This is a genomic window from Candidatus Saccharimonas sp. (assembly GCA_015256915.3).
Classification (GTDB): domain Bacteria; phylum Patescibacteriota; class Saccharimonadia; order Saccharimonadales; family Saccharimonadaceae; genus Nanogingivalis.
On the sequence record CP076101.2, the window covers coordinates 600,899 to 625,805 of the forward strand.

At 32.7% G+C, this 24,907-nt stretch carries 21 protein-coding genes and 1 pseudogene; 4 read left to right on the forward strand and 18 right to left on the reverse strand.

The annotated features are described in order from the left end of the window. Nucleotide 1: 1 nt before the first annotated feature. Genes HXL38_003060 through HXL38_003085 form a run of 6 tightly spaced genes read right to left on the reverse strand, consistent with a single transcriptional unit; the run spans nucleotide 2 to nucleotide 7,504 of the window. Nucleotides 2-352: a hypothetical protein gene (locus HXL38_003060; GenBank protein ID QWB90932.1), complete on the reverse strand. Its 351-nt coding sequence runs from the start codon at nucleotides 350-352 to the stop codon at nucleotides 2-4. Continuing rightward, a complete protein-coding gene (locus HXL38_003065) occupies nucleotides 342-2,033 on the reverse strand; it encodes an LCP family protein (GenBank protein ID QWB90933.1) in 1,692 nt (563 codons plus the stop codon). The genes HXL38_003060 and HXL38_003065 overlap by 11 nt, the downstream gene beginning before the upstream one ends. Beyond that, the gene (locus tag HXL38_003070) at nucleotides 1,966-3,432 is read right to left on the reverse strand and encodes an O-antigen ligase family protein (GenBank protein QWB90934.1); all 1,467 of its coding nucleotides are present in this window, start codon (nucleotides 3,430-3,432) and stop codon (nucleotides 1,966-1,968) included. The genes HXL38_003065 and HXL38_003070 overlap by 68 nt, the downstream gene beginning before the upstream one ends. Continuing rightward, nucleotides 3,419-4,558: a glycosyltransferase gene (locus tag HXL38_003075; protein QWB90935.1), complete on the reverse strand. Its 1,140-nt coding sequence runs from the start codon at nucleotides 4,556-4,558 to the stop codon at nucleotides 3,419-3,421. Before HXL38_003075 ends, HXL38_003070 begins: the two co-directional genes overlap by 14 nt. Continuing rightward, nucleotides 4,558-5,985, reverse strand: a complete 1,428-nt coding sequence (locus HXL38_003080; protein QWB90936.2) for a sugar transferase — start codon at nucleotides 5,983-5,985, stop codon at nucleotides 4,558-4,560. The genes HXL38_003075 and HXL38_003080 overlap by 1 nt, the downstream gene beginning before the upstream one ends. Further along, nucleotides 5,963-7,504, reverse strand: a complete 1,542-nt coding sequence (locus HXL38_003085) for a hypothetical protein (protein ID QWB90937.1) — start codon at nucleotides 7,502-7,504, stop codon at nucleotides 5,963-5,965. Before HXL38_003085 ends, HXL38_003080 begins: the two co-directional genes overlap by 23 nt. Before the next feature lie 66 nt (nucleotides 7,505-7,570). On the opposite strand from HXL38_003085, the gene HXL38_003090 reads away from it, so the two are divergent. Both HXL38_003090 and HXL38_003095 read left to right on the forward strand, forming a co-directional pair. After that, nucleotides 7,571-9,712: a glycosyltransferase gene (locus tag HXL38_003090; protein QWB90938.1), complete on the forward strand. Its 2,142-nt coding sequence runs from the start codon at nucleotides 7,571-7,573 to the stop codon at nucleotides 9,710-9,712. Nucleotides 9,713-9,720: 8 nt separating this feature from the next. Then, nucleotides 9,721-10,836: a glycosyltransferase gene (locus HXL38_003095; protein QWB90939.1), complete on the forward strand. Its 1,116-nt coding sequence runs from the start codon at nucleotides 9,721-9,723 to the stop codon at nucleotides 10,834-10,836. Between the two features lie 73 nt (nucleotides 10,837-10,909). On the opposite strand, the gene HXL38_003100 is transcribed toward HXL38_003095, so the two are convergent. From HXL38_003100 to HXL38_003115, 4 genes are all read right to left on the reverse strand, one after another. Then, complete coding sequence (locus HXL38_003100) at nucleotides 10,910-12,073, reverse strand: ABC transporter ATP-binding protein (GenBank protein ID QWB90940.1); 1,164 nt, start codon at nucleotides 12,071-12,073, stop codon at nucleotides 10,910-10,912. Continuing rightward, nucleotides 12,073-12,897, reverse strand: a complete 825-nt coding sequence (locus tag HXL38_003105) for an ABC transporter permease (GenBank protein QWB90941.1) — start codon at nucleotides 12,895-12,897, stop codon at nucleotides 12,073-12,075. The genes HXL38_003100 and HXL38_003105 overlap by 1 nt, the downstream gene beginning before the upstream one ends. A gap of 124 nt (nucleotides 12,898-13,021) precedes the next feature. Beyond that, complete coding sequence (locus tag HXL38_003110; GenBank protein QWB90942.1) at nucleotides 13,022-14,749, reverse strand: hypothetical protein; 1,728 nt, start codon at nucleotides 14,747-14,749, stop codon at nucleotides 13,022-13,024. Beyond that, a complete protein-coding gene (locus HXL38_003115; protein QWB90943.1) occupies nucleotides 14,721-15,323 on the reverse strand; it encodes a hypothetical protein in 603 nt (200 codons plus the stop codon). The genes HXL38_003110 and HXL38_003115 overlap by 29 nt, the downstream gene beginning before the upstream one ends. A 94-nt stretch (nucleotides 15,324-15,417) precedes the next feature. On the opposite strand from HXL38_003115, the gene HXL38_003120 reads away from it, so the two are divergent. Together HXL38_003120 and HXL38_003125 are read left to right on the forward strand one after the other, a co-directional pair. After that, the gene (locus HXL38_003120; protein ID QWB90944.1) at nucleotides 15,418-16,383 is read left to right on the forward strand and encodes a glycosyltransferase family 2 protein; all 966 of its coding nucleotides are present in this window, start codon (nucleotides 15,418-15,420) and stop codon (nucleotides 16,381-16,383) included. After that, complete coding sequence (locus tag HXL38_003125) at nucleotides 16,352-16,783, forward strand: GtrA family protein (protein QWB90945.1); 432 nt, start codon at nucleotides 16,352-16,354, stop codon at nucleotides 16,781-16,783. The genes HXL38_003120 and HXL38_003125 overlap by 32 nt, the downstream gene beginning before the upstream one ends. An 85-nt stretch (nucleotides 16,784-16,868) precedes the next feature. Here HXL38_003125 and HXL38_003130 read toward each other — a convergent pair whose 3' ends face one another. The 8 genes and pseudogenes from HXL38_003130 to ftsH all read right to left on the reverse strand — a co-directional run bounded on the left by HXL38_003130 (nucleotide 16,869) and on the right by ftsH (nucleotide 24,784). Then, nucleotides 16,869-17,324 carry a single-stranded DNA-binding protein gene (locus HXL38_003130; protein QWB90946.1) on the reverse strand — a complete coding sequence of 152 codons (456 nt, stop codon included), beginning with the start codon at nucleotides 17,322-17,324 and terminating at the stop codon, nucleotides 16,869-16,871. Nucleotide 17,325: 1 nt separating this feature from the next. Beyond that, entirely contained in the window at nucleotides 17,326-18,288 is a 963-nt protein-coding gene (locus tag HXL38_003135; GenBank protein ID QWB90947.1) for a YidC/Oxa1 family membrane protein insertase, read from the reverse strand. A gap of 23 nt (nucleotides 18,289-18,311) precedes the next feature. After that, the gene (gene rnpA, locus HXL38_003140) at nucleotides 18,312-18,665 is read right to left on the reverse strand and encodes a ribonuclease P protein component (GenBank protein ID QWB90948.1); all 354 of its coding nucleotides are present in this window, start codon (nucleotides 18,663-18,665) and stop codon (nucleotides 18,312-18,314) included. 78 nt (nucleotides 18,666-18,743) lie between these two features. Further along, nucleotides 18,744-18,959 (reverse strand): DUF4352 domain-containing protein, encoded by a 216-nt coding sequence (locus HXL38_003145; protein ID QWB90949.1) that lies wholly within the window; start codon nucleotides 18,957-18,959, stop codon nucleotides 18,744-18,746. Continuing rightward, on the reverse strand, nucleotides 18,949-19,368 hold the full coding sequence (locus tag HXL38_003150) for a DUF4352 domain-containing protein (protein QWB90950.1): 420 nt from the start codon (nucleotides 19,366-19,368) through the stop codon (nucleotides 18,949-18,951). The genes HXL38_003145 and HXL38_003150 overlap by 11 nt, the downstream gene beginning before the upstream one ends. A gap of 106 nt (nucleotides 19,369-19,474) precedes the next feature. Then, nucleotides 19,475-21,252: pseudogene (lepA, locus tag HXL38_003155) on the reverse strand (translation elongation factor 4). 41 nt (nucleotides 21,253-21,293) lie between these two features. Continuing rightward, nucleotides 21,294-22,925 (reverse strand): murein biosynthesis integral membrane protein MurJ, encoded by a 1,632-nt coding sequence (gene murJ / locus HXL38_003160; protein ID QWB90951.1) that lies wholly within the window; start codon nucleotides 22,923-22,925, stop codon nucleotides 21,294-21,296. A gap of 2 nt (nucleotides 22,926-22,927) precedes the next feature. Next, nucleotides 22,928-24,784, reverse strand: a complete 1,857-nt coding sequence (gene ftsH, locus HXL38_003165) for an ATP-dependent zinc metalloprotease FtsH (protein ID QWB90952.1) — start codon at nucleotides 24,782-24,784, stop codon at nucleotides 22,928-22,930. Nucleotides 24,785-24,907: the final 123 nt, after the last annotated feature.

Here is a 24,907-nt window from a genome sequence, read left to right on the forward strand (position 1 = left end):
TCTAATACCACAAAGTTAGAATTGCATCATCAATTTTTCTTGCTTGTTCAATTTGATTATTTTCAGCATAGGAGTCTCGCTTCTTAACTAAAAAATCATGAATATTTTTTTCATCGCCAGAAAGTTCCGATATCTGTTTCTTAATAGAAATCGAACGAGCTTCACCACCATCAGATTTAGTTATTTTTCCCATTAAAACCAAATTATCTATATGCTTCGCTACCGTTGCAACAGATTTATAGCCCATGCCACGAGCAATTTCGCGATATGTTGGGCTATAACCAGATTCTTCAATAAAAACTTCTATAAAATTCAAAAGTTCAACTTGTTTTTTAGTCAAATTAATTGCCATTATCTTCACCTAACAAAATAATTATATCTGAATCTTCTCCTATTTTTGATAATTCTGATGGTAATTTTTCAGCTTTGGTTGAATATTTAGATTCAAGATTTTTAATTGTTGCGGTTTTCGAATCTTCTTTTACATAATAAATTTTAGTTTTAGCATAGTCTCGCTTTGGTGCAGAATCAATATCTTGAATATTAAAGCCTTCTTTCTCAAGCTTTTTCTGTTCTTGAGCAGCTAATCCTGAATAATTCGTACCATTTAAAATTTTAATTTTAGCGTTTTCTTTAATAACCTCACTACCAATTGTATTTTTTGAAATATAAGCTTGAATTTGGCTATAATTATAAGTTCCAGCTTTTGGTAAAACTGCACTAACCGAATTAATTAGCCCAGTTGTGAAATAATTTGCAGACTGATCATTTTCATTAACAAGTGGTAAAGAAGTTATAGATCCACCGTTAAAGTCTTGAGCAATTTCAGCCGCAGTCTTTAGTTCATCTCCGCTAAATGAGTGATGGATATTTTCACCCAAAGATGAAGCGAGCGAAAGTAAAGTTATTGGGTTAGTTTTTTGTTCATTTATCTTAGAAAACGCCGCTTTTAAAATCTTCTGCTGATTTCGTTCACGGTCAAAATTGCTTCCACTCAAACCAACTCCGCCCGCTGAACCTCGAGCGCGCGAAAACGCCAATGCCGTTTCACCATCCATATGATAAGTTTCACCGCTCTTATAGTTAATTTTCGTAGCTACATCATAAACTCTGTTAGAGCCATCATAAGCTTCGACTTTCACATCAATTCCGCCGACAGAATTAATAGCATCAATTAGGACTTTCCAATTGCCATGAACAACATACTGAATATCTAAACCTAAAATTTCTTTTGCTTTTTTAGCTAAAGAATCTTGACCAGCCTTCTCTGATTCTTCTTCACTTGAGCCACTATTTTTAGCATCATAATAACTACAACCATAGGTTTCATTAAGTTTTCCGGCGGTTGTTCCAAGCCAGCTACGACAAGTATGTTTAACCCAAAGGTCTCGCGGTAACGAGATAGTATAAATTTTCTTAGTTTCTTGATTGACAGACACGACCATTACAGAATCGGTCAAGTTCTCACCGTCCCAACCTTTTGGCGAAGTTCCAAAAAGTAAAATATTTGTACGACCATTAGAATCGGCCTTTAACTTCTTTTTCTCTCCAAAAACGGCGCCAATAACATTACCATTCGTTATTTTATACAAATCTTTGTATGCTTTATATACAAAATATCCACCAACAATAATTAAAATCGATAAAATAATAGCAAAAATTCGCCCCGAAATTCGACGTCGCTTAAATTGCTCTAAAGAAAGAGCTTCTTTACCTTTTTTCTCGCGCTTCAAATTCTTTTTTTCGAGTTTTCGAAGAAGTTTTCGTTGTTTTTTCGAAGCTATTCGTTCTTTCCGTTCATTTTCCTGAACTTCTTCAATTTCTAAATTTTGTAAAGCAGACTCAATATCTTCATTTAAATTCTCTTCTCGATTTTTAGCTTTTTTCGAATGCTCATTTTCCGTTATTCTTGGTTGAACCTGAGTATTCGAAACTGGTTTTTTAGCTATTTTCTCATAACTGTTATCACGACTTAAAGAATCGACCCGCCGCCTTGGTGTGAACCCATCTATTGATTGCTGATTTTTTTTCATAAGCTCTTTCAATTATAACAAATGATACTGCTAAAATCAAATAAATATGTAGTGCATTTGGTAGTCCTGAAAAGAAAAACCATTGAACCAAAAACGCAGTTAAAATTGCCCAAATACACCTCTCTTCTCTAGATTTTAGAAAAATTCTGAATATTATTAACCCCCAAATAATTAAACCAAAAATACCCAATTCTAATAAAATCGATAAAAATTCATTCTGAACAATTTCTGAACTGTTAGCTATCTGGTGCGTGGAATTTAAAATCGCCGTTCCAGAAGCCCCAGAACCAACTCCAAAGAATACAACAAAAGGGTTCGAAAGCCAAGTTTCTATTGCTAAATCCGACATTTTTGTGCGTTCATTGGTTGATTTTTCAACATAACCATCAAACATTGCCTTTTTAGGTTTTTTTACAGTTTTTTCTGTTGGATCTTTCGAATTTAAACTACTACTCTCAATTTCTGGCTCTTTAATTTCTTGATTAATCTCTTTTTCAATTTTCGGCAATTTAATTTTTCCCAAACTTATTTGGTTTACACTTTTCGAAATTGAATCATAAAAACCATCACTCACTCGTGGGTTTAACTCGGTAAAAATTGCATGAAAAATCATTCCACCCAAAAAACTTGAAACAATAAACCAGCCAGAAATTAAAAAATTTCGTAAAATTACTTTTTTCGAAAATTTTTGGTTTACGAAAATCAAAACCAAAACTGCCAATAAAAGTGCAAAAATTGCCCCACGCGAAAGTGTTAAATATAAAGCAAAAAGCATAATCCAAACTGCTATTTTTTCTTTTTTTGTGGATTTTTTATTAAAAATTCTACTTATTAAAATTAAAATTGGCGCAAGAAGCATGCTTGCAAAAAATTGTGGTTCAATTGCAAAAACGCTTGGGCGCACAAATCCAAAACCTCGTGCACTGCACCCAGCGCAAAGACCCCAATCCGACCAAGTTCCATAAACAACCTGAATTATTGCAAAGATTGACATTAAAAAAGCACTAAAAATAAAGTTTTTTATAATGCTTTCAAATAATTTTTTATTTTTCGAAAAACTCAAAATCGCCAAAAAATCAAGCCACAAAACTAACCAAACGCCAGAAACTAAAAAACTTCTCAATTGATTTTGCGAACTTAAAATCGTTAAAAAATTCCAAAAAACAAAAAATCCAGTAACCAAAACTGCGTTGTTCTTTAAAAGAGTTTTGCGGTTTTTAAAAATATTTTTAATACTAAAGAGTGCTAAAATTACAGCATAAATTAGAGCAATTGAAAATTCTAAATTTGCACCCGCCGCTTTACCAAAATTAAAATTTGGGTAATATGAAAACCAAACCATAAATGGCGCAAAAAATAATATTTTTTCAGCTAAACTAAGTTTTTTAAAATTTTTCATTAAATCCTTTCCTGATTTCTCTTTCGAAATTTTTCTTAAAATTATCTTTCGAAAAACTTTTAGCACTTTCTGAAACTTTTTTAGCATCAAAATTTAATTTTTCGAATTTTTTAATAGCGCTTAAGATTGACTCAACTGATTGCTCATCAAAAAATACACCATTTTTACCCTCTTGAATATAATCTTGTGAACCACCTTTATTGAATGCTAAAATTGGCGTTCCAGTAGCAAGAGCTTCGATCGGCGCAATTCCAAAAGGCTCCAAACTCGGAAAAATAAAACCTTTTGCTTCACCCACAATTTTCGAAAGCTCTTTTGGACTATTAACTCTTTGAATAAACTCAATATTTTGTGAGTTTTTTGCAAGATTTTTCAACTTTTGATGCTCAGCTCCGCCACCAACCAAAATCAACCTTTTACCATTTTTAGCAAAAGCTTTAACTGCTAAATCAAGTTTCTTCCAATTAACTTGGCGAGAAGTTGTAATATAATAATTTTTCTTTTTATCTTGAAACTTAAATTCTCTAATTTCTACTGGTGGAAAAACCACAGTTGATTCTCTTTTATAATACTTTGAAATCTCGTTTTTAGAATAATTTGAATTTGCGATCAAAAAATCTGGTTTTTGAGCAAGTTTAAAATCATTTTTTCGAAGTGGATTAACTAATAATTTAAATAAAAATCGCACCAAAAAATTCAACCTACCAAAACCAGGATTTTCAATATAATCATTATACATTCCCCAATAATATTGAATTGGAGGGCCTTGTAAATAACTGATATGGAGCTGATTATTTGAAAGGTTCAAACCTTTACTTTCAGCGCAACAAATTGAAATAATAACATCAAAATCTTTTAGTTTTTTGCCTAAATTTCGAAAATATAGTATTCGCCCAACTGGTAATATTTTGCGCAATTTTGCCGGGAAAATATTCAACCAGCCCACCCGAACATCATTTTTCGAAAACCAATCAACTTCTTTTTCTGAATATTGCGATGTAAAAATTGGTGCTTCAGGGAAAATCTCTGAAACCGTAGCAACAACCTTTTCAGCACCGCCATAAGTGGTGAGCCAGTCTGTCACAATCGCAACTTTCCTGCCATTTAACCATTTTGGATTTTGCATTATTTTGCCCCTCTTCGAAAAATTACACTTGCAACAGTTTTAAATAAAATTTGAATATCAAAAATAATTGACCAGTTTTGAACATAATAAACATCCAGTCTGCGGCGTTCTTCAAAAGAAATGTCACGCCTGCCTGAAACCTGAGCTAATCCGGTAACACCAGCTTTTACCGCCAAAATAATATTTTTTCTATTTGATTTGTTAATCTCTTGTGGAATTAAAGCCCGAGGACCAACAAGTGAAATATCGCCACGAACAACATTAAAAAGCTGTGGCAATTCATCAATAGAAGTTGCACGGATAAATTTTCCAATTTTTGTAATTCTTGGGTCGTTATCAAGCTGATCCCCATTTTTACGATATTCTTTGGAAAGTTCAGGTTTTCCCATTTTTTCGAAAGCCTGTTCGGGAGTTAAGCCATCAAATTCAGCCTTTTGTGAGCGAAATTTATAGATATAAAACTCCCGATTGAAGCGTGTTAGGCGAACTTGTCTAAAGAAAATTGAATCTTTAGGATTGGTAATCTTCATAATGATCGCCACAATTAACATTATTGGTGAAACTAAAATTAAACCAAAGATTGCTAAAATTAGGTCCATTATACGCTTCCATATTCGACCCATACCAAATAATTTTGTAATTTTTACATCAATGATTGGAGTTCCGCCAATAACTTCAATTGTGTTAATCTGCGAAAGAAGCCTATCTTGTTGTGGTGCAAACATATACTCAAGGTGATTTTCGATCGCATAGTTATAAATATCTTCACTCCTAAGTGTATCCGTTTGAATTAAGATATCAGGATTTGTTTTTAAAGCTGCATCTTTAAAACTCACAAAATGTCGAACAGGTGATTTCGTTGGTAAAAATTGACTTTTCGAAACCATTCCAATTACGTCATAACCAAAATCAATATTGTCATGAAAAAATTGAGCCAATTCTGTTGAACGAGAGTTTGAACCAATAATTAAAACTTTTTGGCGACCAAAACCACTTCGAATCAAAGCACGGCGAATAAAACGCACTATTTCGCGACCAAGAATCATCATTAAGAAATTAATTGGAACAAAGAAGACCGCAATTATTCGAACTGGAAAAACTTCATCACCGGTGAAAAATTCATAAGAAATCATAGCCATAATACTAATTATTGAAACAACTAAAGACCTACCATACTCTTTTGGTCGATAAAAAAATACCGAACGGTCATAAAGGCCAAAGAAATAGTTAATGGCCAGCCAAAGTGGTAGAAGCGAAACTGCCAAAAATACAAAATTCCAGATATTTGGCGCAAAATAATACGCGCGGGAATCAAGATGAGTTCTCGCAAAATATGCTAGCATAAATGAGCTCACAACCGCTAAGGTATCAGACAATACTAAATTGACTTTAAATATGGTTATTTTATCTTTTTTCATTACGGCCATTATACATCTCCAATATAAAATTTAAACCAAACGCAGCGCCTACTATAAAAATAGGTAAATATATAAAAATATATCTTGCCCTACTTTCAAATAAAACCTGATATGCAACTACTAAAAGAGTGAAAAATAGTAAAACTACATGATAGTATTTAAACTTATTAGCTGATTTAAAGATAAAAATTGTAAATAAAGTAAGAATAGTTCCCCACATAATAGAAATAAAAACACTAAATAGCCGAAATTTATTACCATTCCAAGATAGAAAACGCCTAAATTTATGCACTATATTACCTTCAACTAAAAACTGTATGAAATTATTTCTACTAGAACCCTCTCCCCACACTCCAAATGTTCCGTCGTTAAAGAAATTCGAAATCTTTAAAATAGCAAACTTAAGCCATCCAAAAGGAAAATTATTCGTCAAACTATCAATAAATATATTTAAACTTACTTTCTCGCGCTCTCTTGCACCTTTAGCGGCAGTATCATCAGCGTATCTTGGGCAATATGATCCAGTATTACATTCATTATAAGGTGGAAGCCCTCGCATGGATCCCATACCTAAATAATGTAAAAATCCAGTTCTTTTTTCACGTATTTGACTACTGGAATATTTCGCAAAACCGTTAGAAGATGTAATTAAAGTATTTAATACAAAAAAGGAAGAAATAACTCCGATTATAAATAAACCAAAATATTTTGCGATTATTTTTATATTTCGACATCTATTTATAAAAAATAACGAAGATAGAAATATTGATATCATTAATATTAAAGTAGTAGGCTTTATAGCATACCCTAAGTAAGCAAAAATTCCTAATAATATAGTTAAGATTTTTAGTATGTAGCCATTGCCTTTTTTTGCATATAATTCAATAAGTAAAAGAATAAATAATTGAGAAGCAACAAAGAACAGACCGACAGTATCCGTATAAAATACCGTAGAATATGGAGAAAAATTTATTATAGCGATAATAAATGTTGATATAATAGAAAATACAGATTTATTAAATTTAACATAGATAATAGCCATTATAAATAATGAAGAAACAAGAATTAATATATTATTTATAAAAATTAGAAGTATATCTTTATCAATACCTACAAAATTAGCTATACGATATATTATTACTACAAAATAAGTTATAGTTATATTATTATCATATCTCAATAAATAATTATATTCCCAAGCTTTATCATCTGGATCGGTGTTACCAGTTTTTATATAATTATTAGCTATGGTTTGTATAGCGCCAGCATCCCAAGAGTGTTGTATTGAGGCGGTAGAAAAACCAGTTATCATTTGAGAGATTGAAGCAATAAAAATAAAGAATATAAGCAGAGTTTTCTTACTAAATTTTTTAGATAATAAAAAAACCGCCACAACAAACAAAATCAATACTATTGCTATAATCAATACTTTATAAGGATCATATACACTAAATATATTTTTCGAAAGACCAAATATGCCAAATATTAAGCTGATAAGAGAAAATAATCTTAATGCCTTAATTACCATGTCATCATTATAACACAGACTAATCCAATATTCAATTTCAACACGCTATATGCTATAATAATATATATGAAAAATATAGAAGAGACTAAATTATCTATAGTAGTAACAGCCCATAACGAAGGATTGTATCTATATAAAACAATATTATCTATAGAAAAATCTATAGAACTATTACCTGAAATAAGCTATGAAATAATTATAAGTCTAGATAATCCAGATGATGAAACTATAAGAGTTGCTAAATTTTTAAGTAAGAAAAAACAAATCAAAATATTCGAATCATCTTTTGGAAACCCTGCAGATAATAGAAATTTCGCAATTTCGAAAGCAAAAGGATCAATATGCGCACTTATAGATGGCGATGATCTAGTATCTAAGAATTGGTTTAAAAATGGATTAGCAAAATTAAAAGAAAACGAAAATTCAATTATTAGGCCTCAAATACATGCGATGTTTGGCACACGCATGAATTCTCTATCAATATGGCAAATGCGAAATTCTACAGAAAAAAATATAGACTCTATACAGATGTCATATTGGAATCCATGGACATTAACTTTAATAGCTAAAACAGAATTACTAAAAGATACGCCATTCAAACCCCAAAAAGGAGGTTTTGGATTCGAGGATTATCTATTTAACTGTGATATTATTTCTAAAAATATACCCATACTTATTGCGCCCGAAACTACTTTCTTCTATCGCCAGCGGCCTAACGTCTCGGTATCAACCCAACACAAAAATACAATTCTAGACTATTCAGACCTGTTCGATATAGAATATATTAAGTCAATCGAAATGCCAATACCTCAAAAAAAGACAAGCTCTAGGATTAATATTAAAAAATATTATCGAGCACTGTATGATATTGCAAAAAAATCAGAGAATATAAGAAGAGCTATGTCACCAGTGGCATCAAGAATCCTAAGTAAAAAAAATATGAAAAAGCTCCCCACCTTCTTTATTGAAGACTGGAGAGAAATTAATGCCATAGAAAATCAACTCTACCCCACAAAAGAAAAAATATCACAAGTAGAATTTCATCCACTAACTTTTAACCCATTAGACAATGAGTATGGAATCGTATATAAAAAGCTATGCGAACAGATATCTGGAAATAATATAGATTATTTGTTCTTAGCACCTGCTATGAGCGGAAGGGGCGGAACAGAAAAGTTAATTTCTAACTATATCAGAGCTTTAAAAGAGATTCACCCTAAATGGAATATAGGAATATTATCAACACAGCCATTCAATAAGCCAACTATCGATTTTTTCAGTAATTTAGGAGTAGATCTAATAGATTTCGGAAGATTGACGAAAAAAATGGGAGATTACGAAAAAAATATAATATGGTCGCGTCTCCTAATTCAAGCAAAAATTAAAAATCTACACTTAATAAATGATGAATACTGGTATAGATGGCTATCAGAACATAAGTCAGTAATTAAAGAAAAAAATATTAAATTAAACATATCTTTGTTCATGCGTGAATTTACTAGCCAAAAAGATAGAATACTTTCATTCGCAGATCCTCAATTAGTAGAAGTATGGGATATAGTTAATTTAGTTTTCACAGATAACCAGGCGGTAATAGATCAGGCCTTAGAAAATAATTTATTCGAAAAGTCTAAGTTTAGAGTTCACTATCAACCACAAACTATAGAAGAAGATAACAATTCGAATAATATAGAATATGGTCAAAAAATTAAAATTCTATGGGCCAGCAGAATAGCACTCCAAAAAAGACCAGATATCCTTAAAAAAATATCTAAAGAGCTCTCGAAAGATTTCGAAATAGATGCATACGGGGTCATTGAAAAGAAACAATATAGTAAAAATTACTTCAAGGACTCTCGAGTTAACTATATGGGAGGATTTAAAGGTATAAATTCTATAGAAACAAGTAACTACGATATATATTTATATACCTCTCAAACAGATGGAGTTCCAAATATATTGTTAGAAGTAGCATCCAAAGGAATACCAATAGTATCCAGCAACATTGGCGGAATCAGCGAGTTTATAACCGATAAAGAGAGTGGATTATTAGTAGATATGGAAGATATAGATGGATATGTAAAAGCTATAGAATTCCTGAAAAACAATCCGACATATGCAGAAAAATTTACAGCAAATTTGCGAAAAAAGCTAAAAACGCAGCATTCGTGGGAAAGCTTTATAGATAAGATTTCTAAGGATATATAATTAAATATATGAGCAATAATTCGAAATATTTAATAAGTTTTATAGTACCCGTATTTAATACGGGTACTAATATAGAAAACATTGTTAATTCAATACTTAAAGTAAGTAACACAATGGATAATATATTAGAAATTATAGTTGTTGATGATGGATCAGATGATCAAGAAACGCTAGATTCTCTAAAAAATATATCTAAGCTTAATGATGTATCAGTAATAAGACAAAAAAATTCTGGCCCTAGCGCATCTAGAAATATTGGAATATCTAAGGCATCTGGAGAATGGATTGGATTTTGCGATTCAGACGACATTATAGATTCCGAACATCTTTTAAACACCGTAAAAACAATAAGAATGAATAATTATAAAAATTCAGATATGCTTGTTTTTGGGTGGAGTATAAGGCATAACCAAGATAATAAAAGTACTTATAGGCACATTAATTTAGAAAAACAATCTATAACAGGTGAAAATGATATAGCACAAAAAACATTAAAATCTCTAAGTTTAGATGGACGAATGTATAATCTGTGGAATAGGCTTTATAGAAAAAATATAATCCGTGATAATAATATTAAATTAGATGAAAACCTTAGATTTGGAGAGGATCTAATATTCAACCTGAATTTCTTATTAAAATCAAGCAGGATTGACATACTAGATGTAGCGCCTTATTACACATATATTTCCAATAGTGAAACGAGTATAGTAAAAACTACAAAGCTCAACACTGAATATAGAATAAAAAATGCAAGAGAGCTAGATAAATTTTCGAAAATAGCAAATCAGCAAGATAATCCCTATGTTCAACTTATTAAAGCTAGGTGGCTAATATCTTTCATGATGTCATCTATTCAATATTCAACCAAGCAAGAAGGATCTAAAAAATCTTTAAATAATATAAAGCATATTATTGACAATAGGATACTGGCACCAAAATTTATTAAAAAAACGCCAGAGATAGGGATAATAGAATATATATTTCTACTTATAGCAACCTTAATACTAAAAAATGCTCTATTAGCATTTATTTTGGCTAATATATTGTTGTTTATTAAAAATATTAAATCTCAAAAAAATATAAAATTAGATGAAAAATATTACACACTGAAAAAAATAATCTAAAAAATTAATATTTTTTATTTTAATACCACTGTTTAAACTCAAGTAGTGGTATTATTTAAAAAACTATCTATTCCTATTCAATAATATTCTTTTTTACTAAACCATAGTCGTTATCGGTTTTAGTAGTTAAATATTTAAATCTAAAATCACCGCCATCAAAAGTATTAGCAATAGCCTTAGAATGATCTTTATTTTTTTCATATAGAACTGCAACAACTCTAAAGTCGGTAGAATTAAAATTATCTAAAGAAATCCTAATATTAAATACTGAATTATCTGTAGAAACCTTTACATGACCGCTGTCATACACTCTACCGCCTCTACCTTCATCTTGAAGAGTATAAGCAATATATAACTCAGCATCACCGTTATACGAATATTCTATATCAGCCTCAAAATATTCACCATGATGAATAATTGGTTTATTCCCAACAATTTTAATTGAGGAAGAATTATCATCAGTATTAGAATTATAAATATTGCGAGAATTAAGCGTGTCTAGGTTGGAAGCTATATATTTCTCAGCAACTTTATCAACATCACCAGATTCACTTATCATACCATCTGCAATAAAAATAGCATTATTACAATATTTTTTAACATCCGCCATTGAATGTGTAACCAAGATAACAGTTTTAGTTTTATCTTTCTTAATATTTTCGAAAAAATCATTACATTTACGTTGAAAGGCTTCATCACCAACTGCTAAAACTTCATCCAACACTAAAATATCACCTTGAGCTTTAATAGCGATCGAAAAAGCCAAACGAACTTGCATTCCGCTAGAATAATTCTTTAATTTCTGGTCCATAAATTCTTCAAGCTCAGCAAATTCAACAATTTCATTATACATTGCAGAAATTTCCTCTTTCGAAAAACCTAAAAGGGCACCATTTAAATAAATGTTTTCACGGCCAGTAAGTTCTGGATTAAACCCAACACCAAGCTCAATAAATGGAACCAAAGTTCCGTCAACTTTTACTGTACCACTCTCTGGCGTATAAATTTGCGAAATAATTTTAAGTAATGTAGATTTTCCTGAACCATTTCGACCAACAATACCATAAAAATCACCTTTTTTAACCTTGAATGAAATATCCTTAAGAACTTTTTGTTCTTTATAGCCTTTAATTCCCTTCGTCCAGTTTACAAAAGCCTGTTTAATACCACTCGCCTGCTCTGTTGGTAAACGAAAACTTTTCGAAACATTTTTTACTTCTAAAGCGTATTTTCCCATTACATAATCTCCGCAAATTTTTTCGAATTTTTATTAAAATACCATAGACCAAAAGCTACTAATAAAGTTGTGACCAAAATTGGAATTAACACAAACCAGTAATTTTCGAAAAGTGTCCAGAAAGTTGGTGTTTCATGAGCGATCAAATTGTGGCGAATATCTTGAATCGCAAGCGCAATTGGGTTAAGCATCATAATTTTCGCAATCGAAAATCCAAAAATTGAAACTTTTGTAACCATTGAAATTGGATACATAATTGGCATTGAATAGACTAAAATCTGCATAAATACTTCCCAGATATGCGAAATATCACGGAATTTAACATAAAGAGTTGATAAAATTAACGCTAAACCAAAAGCTGTAGCAAAAAGAAGTATAATGTTAAATGGCAAAATTAAAACAGACCATTGGAATTTTACACCAGCAAAAATTGCAAAAGCTAAAACAACCAAAAGATTAATTGAAAGTGAAATTAAAGCACTCACCATTGAAGAAATAATCACGATATATTTTGGAAAATTAATTTTTCGCATCAAATCACCACGAGCAACAATTGAATTCATCCCCAAAGTAACTGCTTCGGTAAAAAATCCCCAAAGAGAGAGACCAAGGAGTAGAGTTATTGCATAGTTTGGAATTGAAGAATCAGTAATTCGCAAGAATTTTACAAATATAAAATACATCACCACAAAAATCATAAGTGGCTTAAGAACTGACCATAAAATTCCCAAAGCTGAGCCTTGATACCTTAACTTAAAATCTGTTTTAACGAGTTCTGCAAGCAGAACCCGATTCCTCTTTTCAAAAAATCCTATTTTAATCATTATGCTTTTAATTATATCATATATCGCCTAACACTCCAACACTAAACTATTTTAACATCTGAAAATAGCTAGCTTTCTAGATTATTTTTAATAAGTTAAAACAGCATCTCTGCTGTTTTAACTGCTATTTATCTATTTTTAATATATATTTATTACCAACACCCGTAATTAATCCTCTTTCGAAATTCTGAGTCCATTTACCATCATTCCATGCTTCATTCTTTAACGGTAAGCCGAGTTTATCTTTTTGCGTATCATTTAATGAATTATAGAATTTAAATACATCACCCTGAATTTCCCAATATCCTAAATTATCGTTTCCTATGATATCACCTTTCTCGTAGTGTTGTATCTTATAACCTTTTTCTTCAATAACATCACTAGTAGGAAATCCTAAAGCACCTTTTTCATTACCAATCTTATTCCAGCGTTCGCGTATTTTACCATAACTTTCATGATATCCAGATTTTGGACTACCTATAATAAAACCATTCTGATATTTCTGGAACCATCCACCTTGAATAGTTGAAAATTCTTGTGTTATAGGTAATCCCATCTTACCATGTTCATACCCTAATTGAGCATACTTATCTCTAATTAAACCAATACTTTCCCAATATCCAGTACTATCACTTCCAATTATGAAACCATTCTGATATTTTTGCGCACGACCATTATTGATAGTGTTAAAATATCCAGATAGTGGTAATCCCATCTTACCATGTTCATACCCTAGCTCAGAATATCTTTGTCTAATTTTACCATAGTTTTCCCAATATCCAGTACTATCACTTCCAACTATGAAACCATTTTTAAACCTTTGGAATATTGATTTATCGGTCTTGAAAAATTCAGAATCTACGTCACCAAGATATCCTTTTTCACCACCTAGCTCAATGTATCTTTCATATATTCCACTGTGTATTCTTTTACTTTCAAGAGTAGAGCCAAATAGCCGGTTAAAGAACATAAAGAAATTACGATTTCCATAAGCTCCACAATGTGAAGTTCCCGGATAATTTGCTAGTGCTGAATCATTCGGAACATACGGTGTATAAATATATAAACTTAAAGTTGCAACATTCTCAATATTAACACGTTTTGTACCGCAAGCTGGATTTGGTGAATATTGAATATTATTCCATCCAAGCTTTAGCGAATAGCCACCATCTTTATGATGGTCTTTATAATATTTGAGCTGCCAAGCTGCCAAAGTCATTTGTTTATAAAAACCAGCTTTCGAATCCGCACAAGCAGCAGAAAATCCAGGTCCAGAATCTGGGCAAGCATAGCCCATTGCATATTTATATTGAGTTTTTACTGGCCAATTATCATCTAGTAAATTGAGAGATTCTTTCTTCAGTAAAACCAACAAAACTTGCGGGTTAATTCCATATTTCTGAGCCGCATCATAAATAATCTGTGCCGCCGAAATTCCACCTTCGAAAGATCCGCCACCTTTTTCGAAAGAAGTTTCGCCAGTATTTGGGTTTTCGTGATAATTATTTATACATACATATGGAGGTTTATGCCAATAATTTGAATTTTGTGCAGCAGCAAATTGAGCAGCGGTTCTACCATCATTTTTCCCAGAAGGTCCAGTACCCCAGGTATCACAACTACCAATTTGCTTATTTAAAAAGCTTTGGATTTGCTGCACGTTCATTGCATCTTTATTATAAAAAATACTGTCGTCAATAATTCGTCCAGGATTGAAATCGGTTGCTTTAACAGCGTTAGAAAGATTTCTAAGTACAGCTAAAGAACTAAAAATAATAACCGCCACAACTGGCGCACCAATTAAAATTGATTTTTTAAATTTTCTACTTCTCGATTGTAAAACTTTGAGCATCCGACCTTCCTTCTTGCTTTTGTTTTGAATTTTTATAAGTTGTTATTGCTGTCCATTTTCCAGTTTTAAATTCACTATCACTAATTTTTTTCGAAACTGCCTTACAATATTTATTATTTGGGCTCTCTAAAATTTCAGTTGAAAGTTCAATTTTAGTTCCATCAGAATGCGTTAGAGTATATGAACATTTACCATTCCCATCATCATAAAGGAGCCCTGAAATCTGCCCGGCCACACGAACTGTACCATCTTCAACTTGCACGGTTGTATAAGTTGGAAAATTTGTATAACCCGAGGATTCAACAGTTCCTTCAGCACGATCAGTATTATTATTTTTAGTTTTCGAATTAATGATTTCCTTTGCAGCTTCTTGCTTTTTAGTTTCTTCAGGTTTTTTCGAATCTTCTTTTTTCTCTTCAACTTTTGAAGTATTTTCTTCTTTTTTCTCATTATTTTTTTGAGAATTTGAATTTACCCACCAGAAAATTCCACCAGCACCAGCGACCAGCAAAATTACAAATGCAGCAAAAATAATAGTTTTAGTTTTTTTAGTATTTTGTGTGTTTATTTTCATTTTATTTCTCCTAAACCAATTTTAGCATAAGCCAAATAAAATTTCAACATTTTGGTTATATTTTTTGGTGATTTTGTGCTATAATATAATTACTATGAAGAAACTCATTACAATCATGATTCCAGCTTATAATGAAGAAAAAGCTCTACCAAAACTTTTCGAAAGGCTCAACCTTTTAGCAAAAAACACTTCAAAATATGATTTTGAATTTCTTTTTATTAATGACGGTTCAAAAGATAAAACAATGGAAATTATTAGGAGTGAAAGCCAAAAAGATTCACGAATTTCCTACATTAATTTAAGCCGAAATTTTGGAAAAGAAAATGCAATGCTGGCAGGTTTTGATTATGCAAAAGGAGATGCATTAGTAATTATTGATGCAGATCTACAAGATCCACCAGAGTTAATTCCCGCAATGATCAACCTTTGGGAAGAAGGTTTTGATGATGTTTATGCTAAACGTGAATCTCGTGAGGGTGAAACTTGGCTTAAAAAGCAAACTTCGAAATGGTTCTACAGTATACTTGATAAAATTTCACAAATTGAAATTCAACGCGACACTGGTGATTTTCGACTTCTCGACCGCCGTGCAGTCGAAGCCCTAAAAACTCTCCGCGAAACTAACCGTTATACCAAAGGAATGTTCTCTTGGGTTGGTTTTCGAAAGAAAGAGATTACTTATAAACGTGATGCGCGTGTAGCTGGCGAAACAAAATGGAATTATGCAAAACTTTTTAATCTCGCAATTGAAGGAATCACCAGCTTTACTGTTGCGCCACTTCGCATTGCTACAATTACAGGATTTTTCATCTCAATTGCTGCATTTTTATGGATTGCTTTTTTGCTAATTCGCCCACTTTTTGGCGTTCCAACTGGTGACGGTTATACTTCAATTATGTCAGTAATTCTTTTTCTTGGCGGGATTCAGCTCCTCTCAATTGGAATTTTAGGCGAATATATTGGTCGAATTTTCATCGAAAGCAAAAATCGCCCCGTTTATCTAGCGCAAGAAATCAAGGAATTCAACCATGAAAAATCTACTAAAAAAGCTAAAAAATAGCCAAGAATTTTGGTTTGCAGCAATTGGCGGGTTGAATACAATTCTAGATTTTGTAATTCTTTTTGGACTAACTTCTCTTGGAATTAGCTCTTTAACTGCAAACATTTTCTCAACTGGGATTACTTTTATAAATAGCTTTAGTTTAAATAAGAAAATCACTTTTAAATCAGTTTCAAAAAGCAAAAAAAAACTTGTTCGAGAAATGGCACTTTTTATTATTGTAACACTTTTTGGACTTTGGGTTATTCAAGGTGTGATAATTTTTCTAACTTTACCATTTTTCGAAAGTATTTTAAAAAATCCAAAAATATCGCTTTTAATTTCAAAACTTATCGCTACTGTCTTCAGCTTAATCTGGAACTTTATCCTTTACAAAAAAGTTGTCTTCAATAAAGATTAAACATAATTATTTACTGAAGAAATTTATAATTGATTTGTAAGCCATTTTTAAACTAAAAACAAAGTAAAATAAGCCTTCAAAAGACTTATTTTTTCGAAATAATTAATTGTCGTTCGCGACCTTCACCTTCAGAATGTGTTTCGATATCTGAATAATCTTGAGCTAATTTATGGACAGTGAAGCGGTCAGTCGGATTTAAATTTAATCGGTAAGGCTCACCAGTTTTTCGAACTTGTTCAATCCATTTTTCAGCTTTTTCAGTAATTTTTTGAGCTCGTTGTTTTTTATAATCTGCAACATCAATATTTACACGGTGAATTTCAGCATTTTTAGCCTCAAGCGCTCGTGAAATTAAAAATTGTAATGAACGTAAATTTCCAGAATCACGACCAATAAATAAAGAGTTTAGTTCGCTTGAAGGAACTGAAAGCTGAATAATTTCATCATCCGCAGTTGAATGAACCGCCAGATTAACTCCAAAAAAGCTCAAAATATCTTCCAAAAACTTTTGTGCAAAAACAATTGATTCTTCTCGATTCATATTACCTCCGTTTTCCATCTTTCGCTTTAATTCTTCGAATATTCGTTCCGCCTTTCTCTTTCGAATTTTTCTTTATCGTCTTAGATGGTGTATTTTTTACAATGATTGCTTCTTTAGTATTTTTAATCTTATTTTTTGGAGATTCCTGAGCAATTTTTTCCATCTCTTTTGAATCAATTGAGAAAATATATTTTTGCTGAATAATTTGAATAATATTCGAAATTAGGTAATAAAAAATCAAAGCACCATAAAGCCCCATCATAAGAAAGAACAAAATTACTGGGAGAATTAAATTCATATTAGAATTTACAGCAGCGTTAAGTTCTGCTTGATTTGGCTCTTTCCCTTCTGCTGCCTCCTTAAAAATATCACGAATCCGACGATTACCATTTTTTGGCTGAGTCTGCCGAACCATATACCACTGCGAAAGTGTTAGTCCAACTAAAATTATCATCATAAAACCGCTTGAAAGGTCATTTAAAGGCACAGCCGTATCTGTTAAGTCGATAACTCCAAGGAATTTTGGTTCAAGTTTTTTGCTTGAAATAACATCACTCACGCGACTCATTTGTGCAACTGGCTGATATACCCATTTCGAAATTTGATCAGGCGTATTCACTACAATTCGCATCACACTAAAGAAAGTTAACAGGATTGGCAGCTGAATAAATAAAGCCAGCATTGAACGAAATGGCTTGAAATTATGACGGCGATAAAGTTCCATCATCTGTAAAGTTTCAGCTTGCTTATTACCTTTCGAATTTTTGCGAATTTTTTGCAATTCTGGCTGAAGCTCTCGCATAACTTTTGATTGATGAAGCTGACTCTTTGTAAGTGGCCACATCAAAAATCGCACAATTAAAGTGAAGATAATAATTGTGAAGCCAAAATCGCCAATAAAGTTATAAATCACCAATAATAGGTTCAAAATTGGCTGAGTAATAAATAATTCAAATAAATTCATATCTATTATTATACTACTTTCTACTACTTATTACAATAAAAATCAGCCTCTTTAAAGATATCAATTATAGCTTCTTTAAGTTCTTCATGCGGAATATCTTTTATGCTTTTATGAAAAATCATCACTACAACATCAAAAGTGCCATCAATTTTTGGTAGTTCATGGCGAATAATTTCATAAACTCGCCGGCGAATTCGATTTCGGCCAACCGCGCTCTTTAAAACCTTTTTCGAAACCACAACCGCAAAACGTGAATCTTTACGGCGTGGATTTTGTGCAAATTTCACGGTAATTTTTTGTGTACGAACTGAAGTTCCGTTTGAATAAACATAACGCAAGCTACCATGACCATGAAATCTATTTTTATAAGCTAACATAACTGTTTATATTTTAGCATTTTTTAAGTAATTTAGCAAATTAAAACGAGCTCACAGTAAGCCCGTTTTAAAAATTTATTATAGATTAACAATAACTTTTTTATTAGACCAAAATGATGGTTGATAATGGAGTTTTAGTGAAGAACCAGCAGGGACTTCAAAAATTATCGAACCGCTCTTTTTACCACCTTTTACTAAATCACCAGAACCAAGACTATCTGGTAGGCTATAAGTTTGTCCATCAGCGCTTTCAGCGGCTCCGTTAGAATCTTCAGCCTTAAATTCAAAAAACATTATAGTTCATCTCTGTTTCAGATTTATTTTCAATCTTTACTGAAACTTTTACATATTCTTTGCCATCTTTTGGTTTTAAATAAGCATTTCCAGAATTCCAGTTTCGCTCAACCTTTTCAACGGTCAATTCTTTTCCATCGAACGCAATTATATCACCAACATTGAATTCAGTTTTTTCTTCTTTTTTAGACTCACCTTTTTGAGTTTGAGATGATCCGTTTGATCCAGAATTTTTATTTTCACCAACTTTTTCAGGCTGTTTATATTGGCTACCAATAGCAATAATTACAACTATAACAATCCAAAACCAAGCTTTTTTATAGAATGGCTTCTCAGATTTAGTTTTCGAAGATATTCTATTTAGCTGCTTGCTATCATTAGATTCTACAGTTGATTTTTCTTCTTTCATTATAACTCCCTTTATAAAATATTAATTATTACATAATCATTTTACCCCCCCCCCGATATATTTTGTCAAGTATAAAAATAAAAAAAGAGGCTTTCAAAAACCTCTTTTAATCTCGTTTTAGCATTACAGTAAAAGCTTCGCTCGGAATTTCAACATTTCCAAATTTCTTCATTCGCTTTTTACCACGTTTTTGTTTAGCAAGCAGTTTTTTCTTTCGAGAAACATCGCCACCGTAAAGATAACCAGTCACGTCTTTTCGATAAGCCGAAATATTCTCGCGCGCGATAAACTTTCCGCCAATCGCCGCTTGAATCGCCACCTGGAAATTCTGTCGCGGAATAACTTCTTTCAATTTTGCAGTAATTTCACGACCCATTCGTACACTTTCCGAACGGTGACACATCACCGAAAGCGCATCAACCATTTCGCCCGCAACATAAAAATCCACACGCACCAAATCTTCTACCAAATAATCCCAAAGTTCATAATTAAATGAACCATAACCAGATGTAACGCTTTTCAATTGATCATAAAAATCGGTCAAAAGGTTAGCGAGTGGTGCTTCGAAAGAGACCAAAACACGCTCATCAATATAGCTTAAATTCTTTTGCAAACCGCGTTTCGAAACAATCAGCTGGATTACAGCACCAACATAATCTTTTGGTACCACAATTTCACCTTTAATCCACGGCTCACGAATTTCAGAAATTTTTGTTTGATCAGGTAAATCAGCAGCACTTTTAATATCTAATTCTTCACCTGTTGTCAAAATAACATGATAGTCGGTTGAAGGATTAGTTACCACCAAATCTAAGTCGTATTCACGTTCCAAACGCTCGCGAACAATATCCATATGAAGAAGACCAAGAAAGCCAATTCGCACGCCAAAACCTAAAACTGGTGAATTCTCTGGTTCGAATTGAAGTGCAGAATCACTTAAACTTAATTTTTCAACCGCATCTTTCAAATCTTGATAATCTTCATTTGAAACCGGGAAAAACCCAGCATAAACGAACGGCTGAACGTTTTGATAACCAGGTAGAGGCTCACTAGCAGGATTTTTCGAAAGAGTTACAGTATCACCAACTTTTGCCTCACGGGTAGTTTTTAAGTTAGTCACAATGTATCCAATCTCGCCCGCACTCATTTTATCGTATGGTGTCATTTTTGGCTGAAGCTTACCAATTTCTAGCGCCAAACCTTTTGAATCTGTCGCCATCATTTTAATTTCTTCACCTTTTTTTAGCTCACCCGAAAAAATACGCACGTATAAAATTACGCCACGGTAATCATCATAATAACTATCAAAAATTAAAGCTTTTAGTGGTTTCATTAAATCTCCTTTGGTGCAGGAATTTTCTCAATCACCGCATTTAAAACTTCTTCAACACCCATTCCTGTTTTGGCTGAAATATGTAAAATTTCACTTTCATCACAACCTAAAAGATTAATAACTTCTTTCGAAACTCGCGGAATATCTGCTGCGGGTAAATCAATTTTATTCAAAACTGGAATAATTTTTAAATCTGCCGCCATTGCAAGATAAACATTAGCCAAAGTTTGTGCTTGAATCCCTTGCGAAGCATCAACCACTAAAATTGCACCTTCACAAGCTTGAAGAGAACGCGAAACTTCATAGGAAAAGTCAACATGTCCAGGAGTGTCAATTAAATTCAATTCTATCCCCTGCCAATTCATTGTTACAGGCGCAAGTTTAATTGTAATTCCTTTTTCGCGCTCCAAATCCATCGAGTCTAAAAGCTGCGACTTCATATCACGTTTTTGAACAGTACCGGTAATTTCCATCATTCGGTCAGCTAAGGTCGACTTACCGTGATCAATATGAGCAATAATACAAAAATTTCTAATCTTTTCTAAATTCATAAACTTTCTATATTTTAACAGATTTTTAAAGTTTAGGCAAATTATTTAATCTTAACTTGCACGAAAATCATCTTTTTAATTTGCGAAATAATCGGCTCAGCTTCTTCAAGTTTTAATAATTTTGCGACCAAGACATAAGTTGTTGAACTAACTAATCCGATAAATATAAATTTTGGAAAAGTTGAGAAGAATCGTAAATCAGAGCCAAGCAAAGGCATTCTCGCCACCAATAAATAACAAATTAAACCAGCTGTAGCACTAGCAATCACCATTCGAAAAATCCCTAAAAGAAATTGTGCGTCAAAAAGCCCATCAATTCTTTTTCGCATCAAAAATAGTAAAATCACAATTTCAAGAACTGCGCCAATCGCCTGCGCCCAAGCTAATCCATAAGCACCAAATTTAAAAATTAAGCTGAAAATTATCGCCAAAACAATATTCAAACCAATTGCAACCAACGAGATATAAAATGGTGTTTTTGTATCTTCCATTGCGTAAAAACTCCTTGCTGCAATATGATAAATTGAACGTGCAAAAATCGAAAGAACAAGAACACCCAAAAGCCCAGCAATCAAATCATCACCACCGTTTTTAATAAAGCTAACGATATAGCCACGCAAAAAGAAGAACAAAACCGAAACTGGCAAAGCTAAGAAAATAATCATTCGAAGAGCCGATTGTAGATCTTTTCGAAAGAGATCTTTTCGGCCGATTGCTAATCTTTCAGTTAAATTCGGGAAAAAAGCGGTAGAAATCGCCACACCAATTAAGTTTACTGGCATCATTTGAAGAGTTAAACTTTGCGAATAAGCACGAACTGTTCCCGAACCCATTCGGCTTGCCATATTTGTTTCAACAATTGAATTTACGTAGTCTAAACCTTGATCCATTGAGCGTGTTGGTAGCAGCTTCATTACCTGCTGAAATCCTCTATTTTTCCAGAAAATTCGAAATTGATATTTAAAATCAACACCAATTAAACCAGCTGCTGCAATCAAAAGTTGCAAAACCGATCCAAAAGCAACACCGATTGCTACACCCATAATTCCGCCTTCAAAAATTTGAATACCAAAAATATTAATTCCATTTGTGAAAAACACTGTTCCGATAATAATTCCAATGTTGTAAATTGCAGGCGCAAGAGCTGAAAAAGTAAATCTTCCAATTGCTTGCTGAACACTTGTCAAAACTGTTGCAATCGCAAAAAGAAATGGATTAATTGCAATCACACGCATCATTGATATAGCTAAAGATCGCGAAGATTCACTTAAACCTGGGCCAACAATATATTTAACTAAAGGCTCTGCGAAAATAATAATTAAAACAGATGTTACTAAAGTTAAAAGTGCTAACAAATTTAAAACACTCGAACTTAATTCCCAAGCAGATTTTTTATTTCGATTTGCCATTCGCTGGTTAAAAACTGGAATAAACGTTACACTTAAAGCTCCCGAAACCAAAATGAAAAACATAAAATCAGGAATTGTAAAAGCTACCGTGTAAGCATCAATTCCGTCTGGGTAAGAATCTAAATAATACGAATTTAAAAGCCTGTCTCGCAAAAAGCCTAACAAGCTCGACAAAAGCGTCGAGCTCGCAAGAACGATTGCTGCAAATTTTACTGTTAATCTTGAGTTAGCTTTCGAAACAATTGATCTAACTTTTGATTTCATAATTAATCGTGAAGTTTTGCTTCCTTAGGCAATTTAGCATTTTTTAAAATTTCAGCAACTTCTTTTTCATCAAGGGTTTCTTTTTCGAGAAGTGCATCTGTTAATTCTTTGAGCGGTTTTTTATTCGCTTTAAGAATTGTGGCAGCACGCTCAACGGCCTCTTTAATTAATTTAGCAATTTCTGCATCAATTTTTTCAGCGGTTTTTTCAGAATATGGTCGCTCGCGAGTCATTTTGTCAAAGAACATTCCAGAATTTTCTTCATGAAAAACTTGATCAAGTAAATCTTCACCCATACCAAATTCAATTACCATATTTCGAGCAATATCAGTTGCATTTCGAAGGTCGCTTGATGCTCCGGTTGAAATTCCAGCCTCGCCATAAATCAACATTTCAGCCTGACGTCCACCCATTGCGCGCGCCAAGATATCTTTATATTCGAAAATATTTGTATAGCTTCGATCTTCTGGCGGTAAAAACCATGTTACACCACCAGTTCCACCACGCGGAATAATTGTAACCTTATGAACTGGGTCTGAATCTGGTAAAACATGGCCAACAACAGCATGGCCAGCTTCATGCCAAGCGGTAGTTTCACGTTCTAAATCACTCATAACTTTTGATTTTCGTTCTGGGCCAATCGCCACTTTTTCGAAAGCTTCAGTTAGATCTTCATTAGTAATTACTTCACGGTTATTTCGTGCTGCTAAAATAGCTGCTTCATTTGCAATGTTTGCAAGGTCAGCACCTGCAGAACCAGCAGTTTTCTTTGCTAATGCGTTCAAATCAACAGATTCATCAACTTTTTTATTCTTGAAATGAACCTCTAAAATTGCTAAACGATCTTTTCTTTCAGGAAGAGAAATTTCTACACGGCGGTCAAATCGGCCAGGTCGAAGAAGGGCTGGGTCGAGTACATCAGCACGGTTAGTTGCAGCCAAAACAATAACACCAGTATCCTTTTCGAAACCATCCATTTCAACCAAAATTTGGTTCAAGGTTTGTTCACGTTCATCATGGCCTCCACCCATTCCAGAGCCACGTTTTCTGCCGACCGCATCAATTTCATCAATAAAGATGATCGCTGGAGCATTCTTTTTTGCTTTCGAAAACAAATCTCGAACACGTGAAGCACCAACGCCAACAAACATTTCCATAAATTCTGAACCTGAAATCGAGAAAAATGGAACTTTCGCCTCACCCGCAACAGCACGAGCTAACATTGTTTTACCAGTTCCTGGGTTTCCAACCATCAAAATACCACTTGGGATTTTTGCACCCATTTTTTGGTATTTTTTAGGATCTTTCAAAAAATCAACAACTTCATATAAATCTTGTTTAGCGTTTTCATTTCCAGCAATATCTTCAAATTTAATCTTCTTTTTATCTTCACCGTAAAGTTTTGCTCGAGATTTGCCGAAATTCATTGCTTGCGAATTTTGACCAGTTGCCGAACGCATAATTAGCATAAAGAAAGCTACAATCGCAATAACTGGCACAATCATAACTGTTAAATTCCAAATTATTTCCGAAGAGTTATCAACTGGCATTACATCAACAGTAGTCTTTCCTTTTTCAAGCCCTTGTTCATAAATTGTTCCACTTTCTTTAACTGATTTTTCGCTAGCTCTCTTCTCGCCTTTTCTAGTAATCCTTACATCATTTCCCTGAATTTCTAGTTTCGAAATCTCACCTTTATTAGCGCGCAAGATCACATCCGAAATAGCAACTTCTTTTAATTTATTTGAAAAAATATTTTGGCTCACCCAAATTCCACTAAAAATAGCTATAATCACCACCCAAAAAATAACATTCAGAGATAGCTTCTTAAAATTATTGTTTTTCTTATCTTTCATCATCTTCCTTTCCGGTCATTCAACTCTTACCATTTTAACAAATTTTTAAAGCGTTTTCAACCAAAAAAAGAAAAACAAATTCTAATGAATCCCTATAAATCACTAACATCTCATTTTAGTTAGATT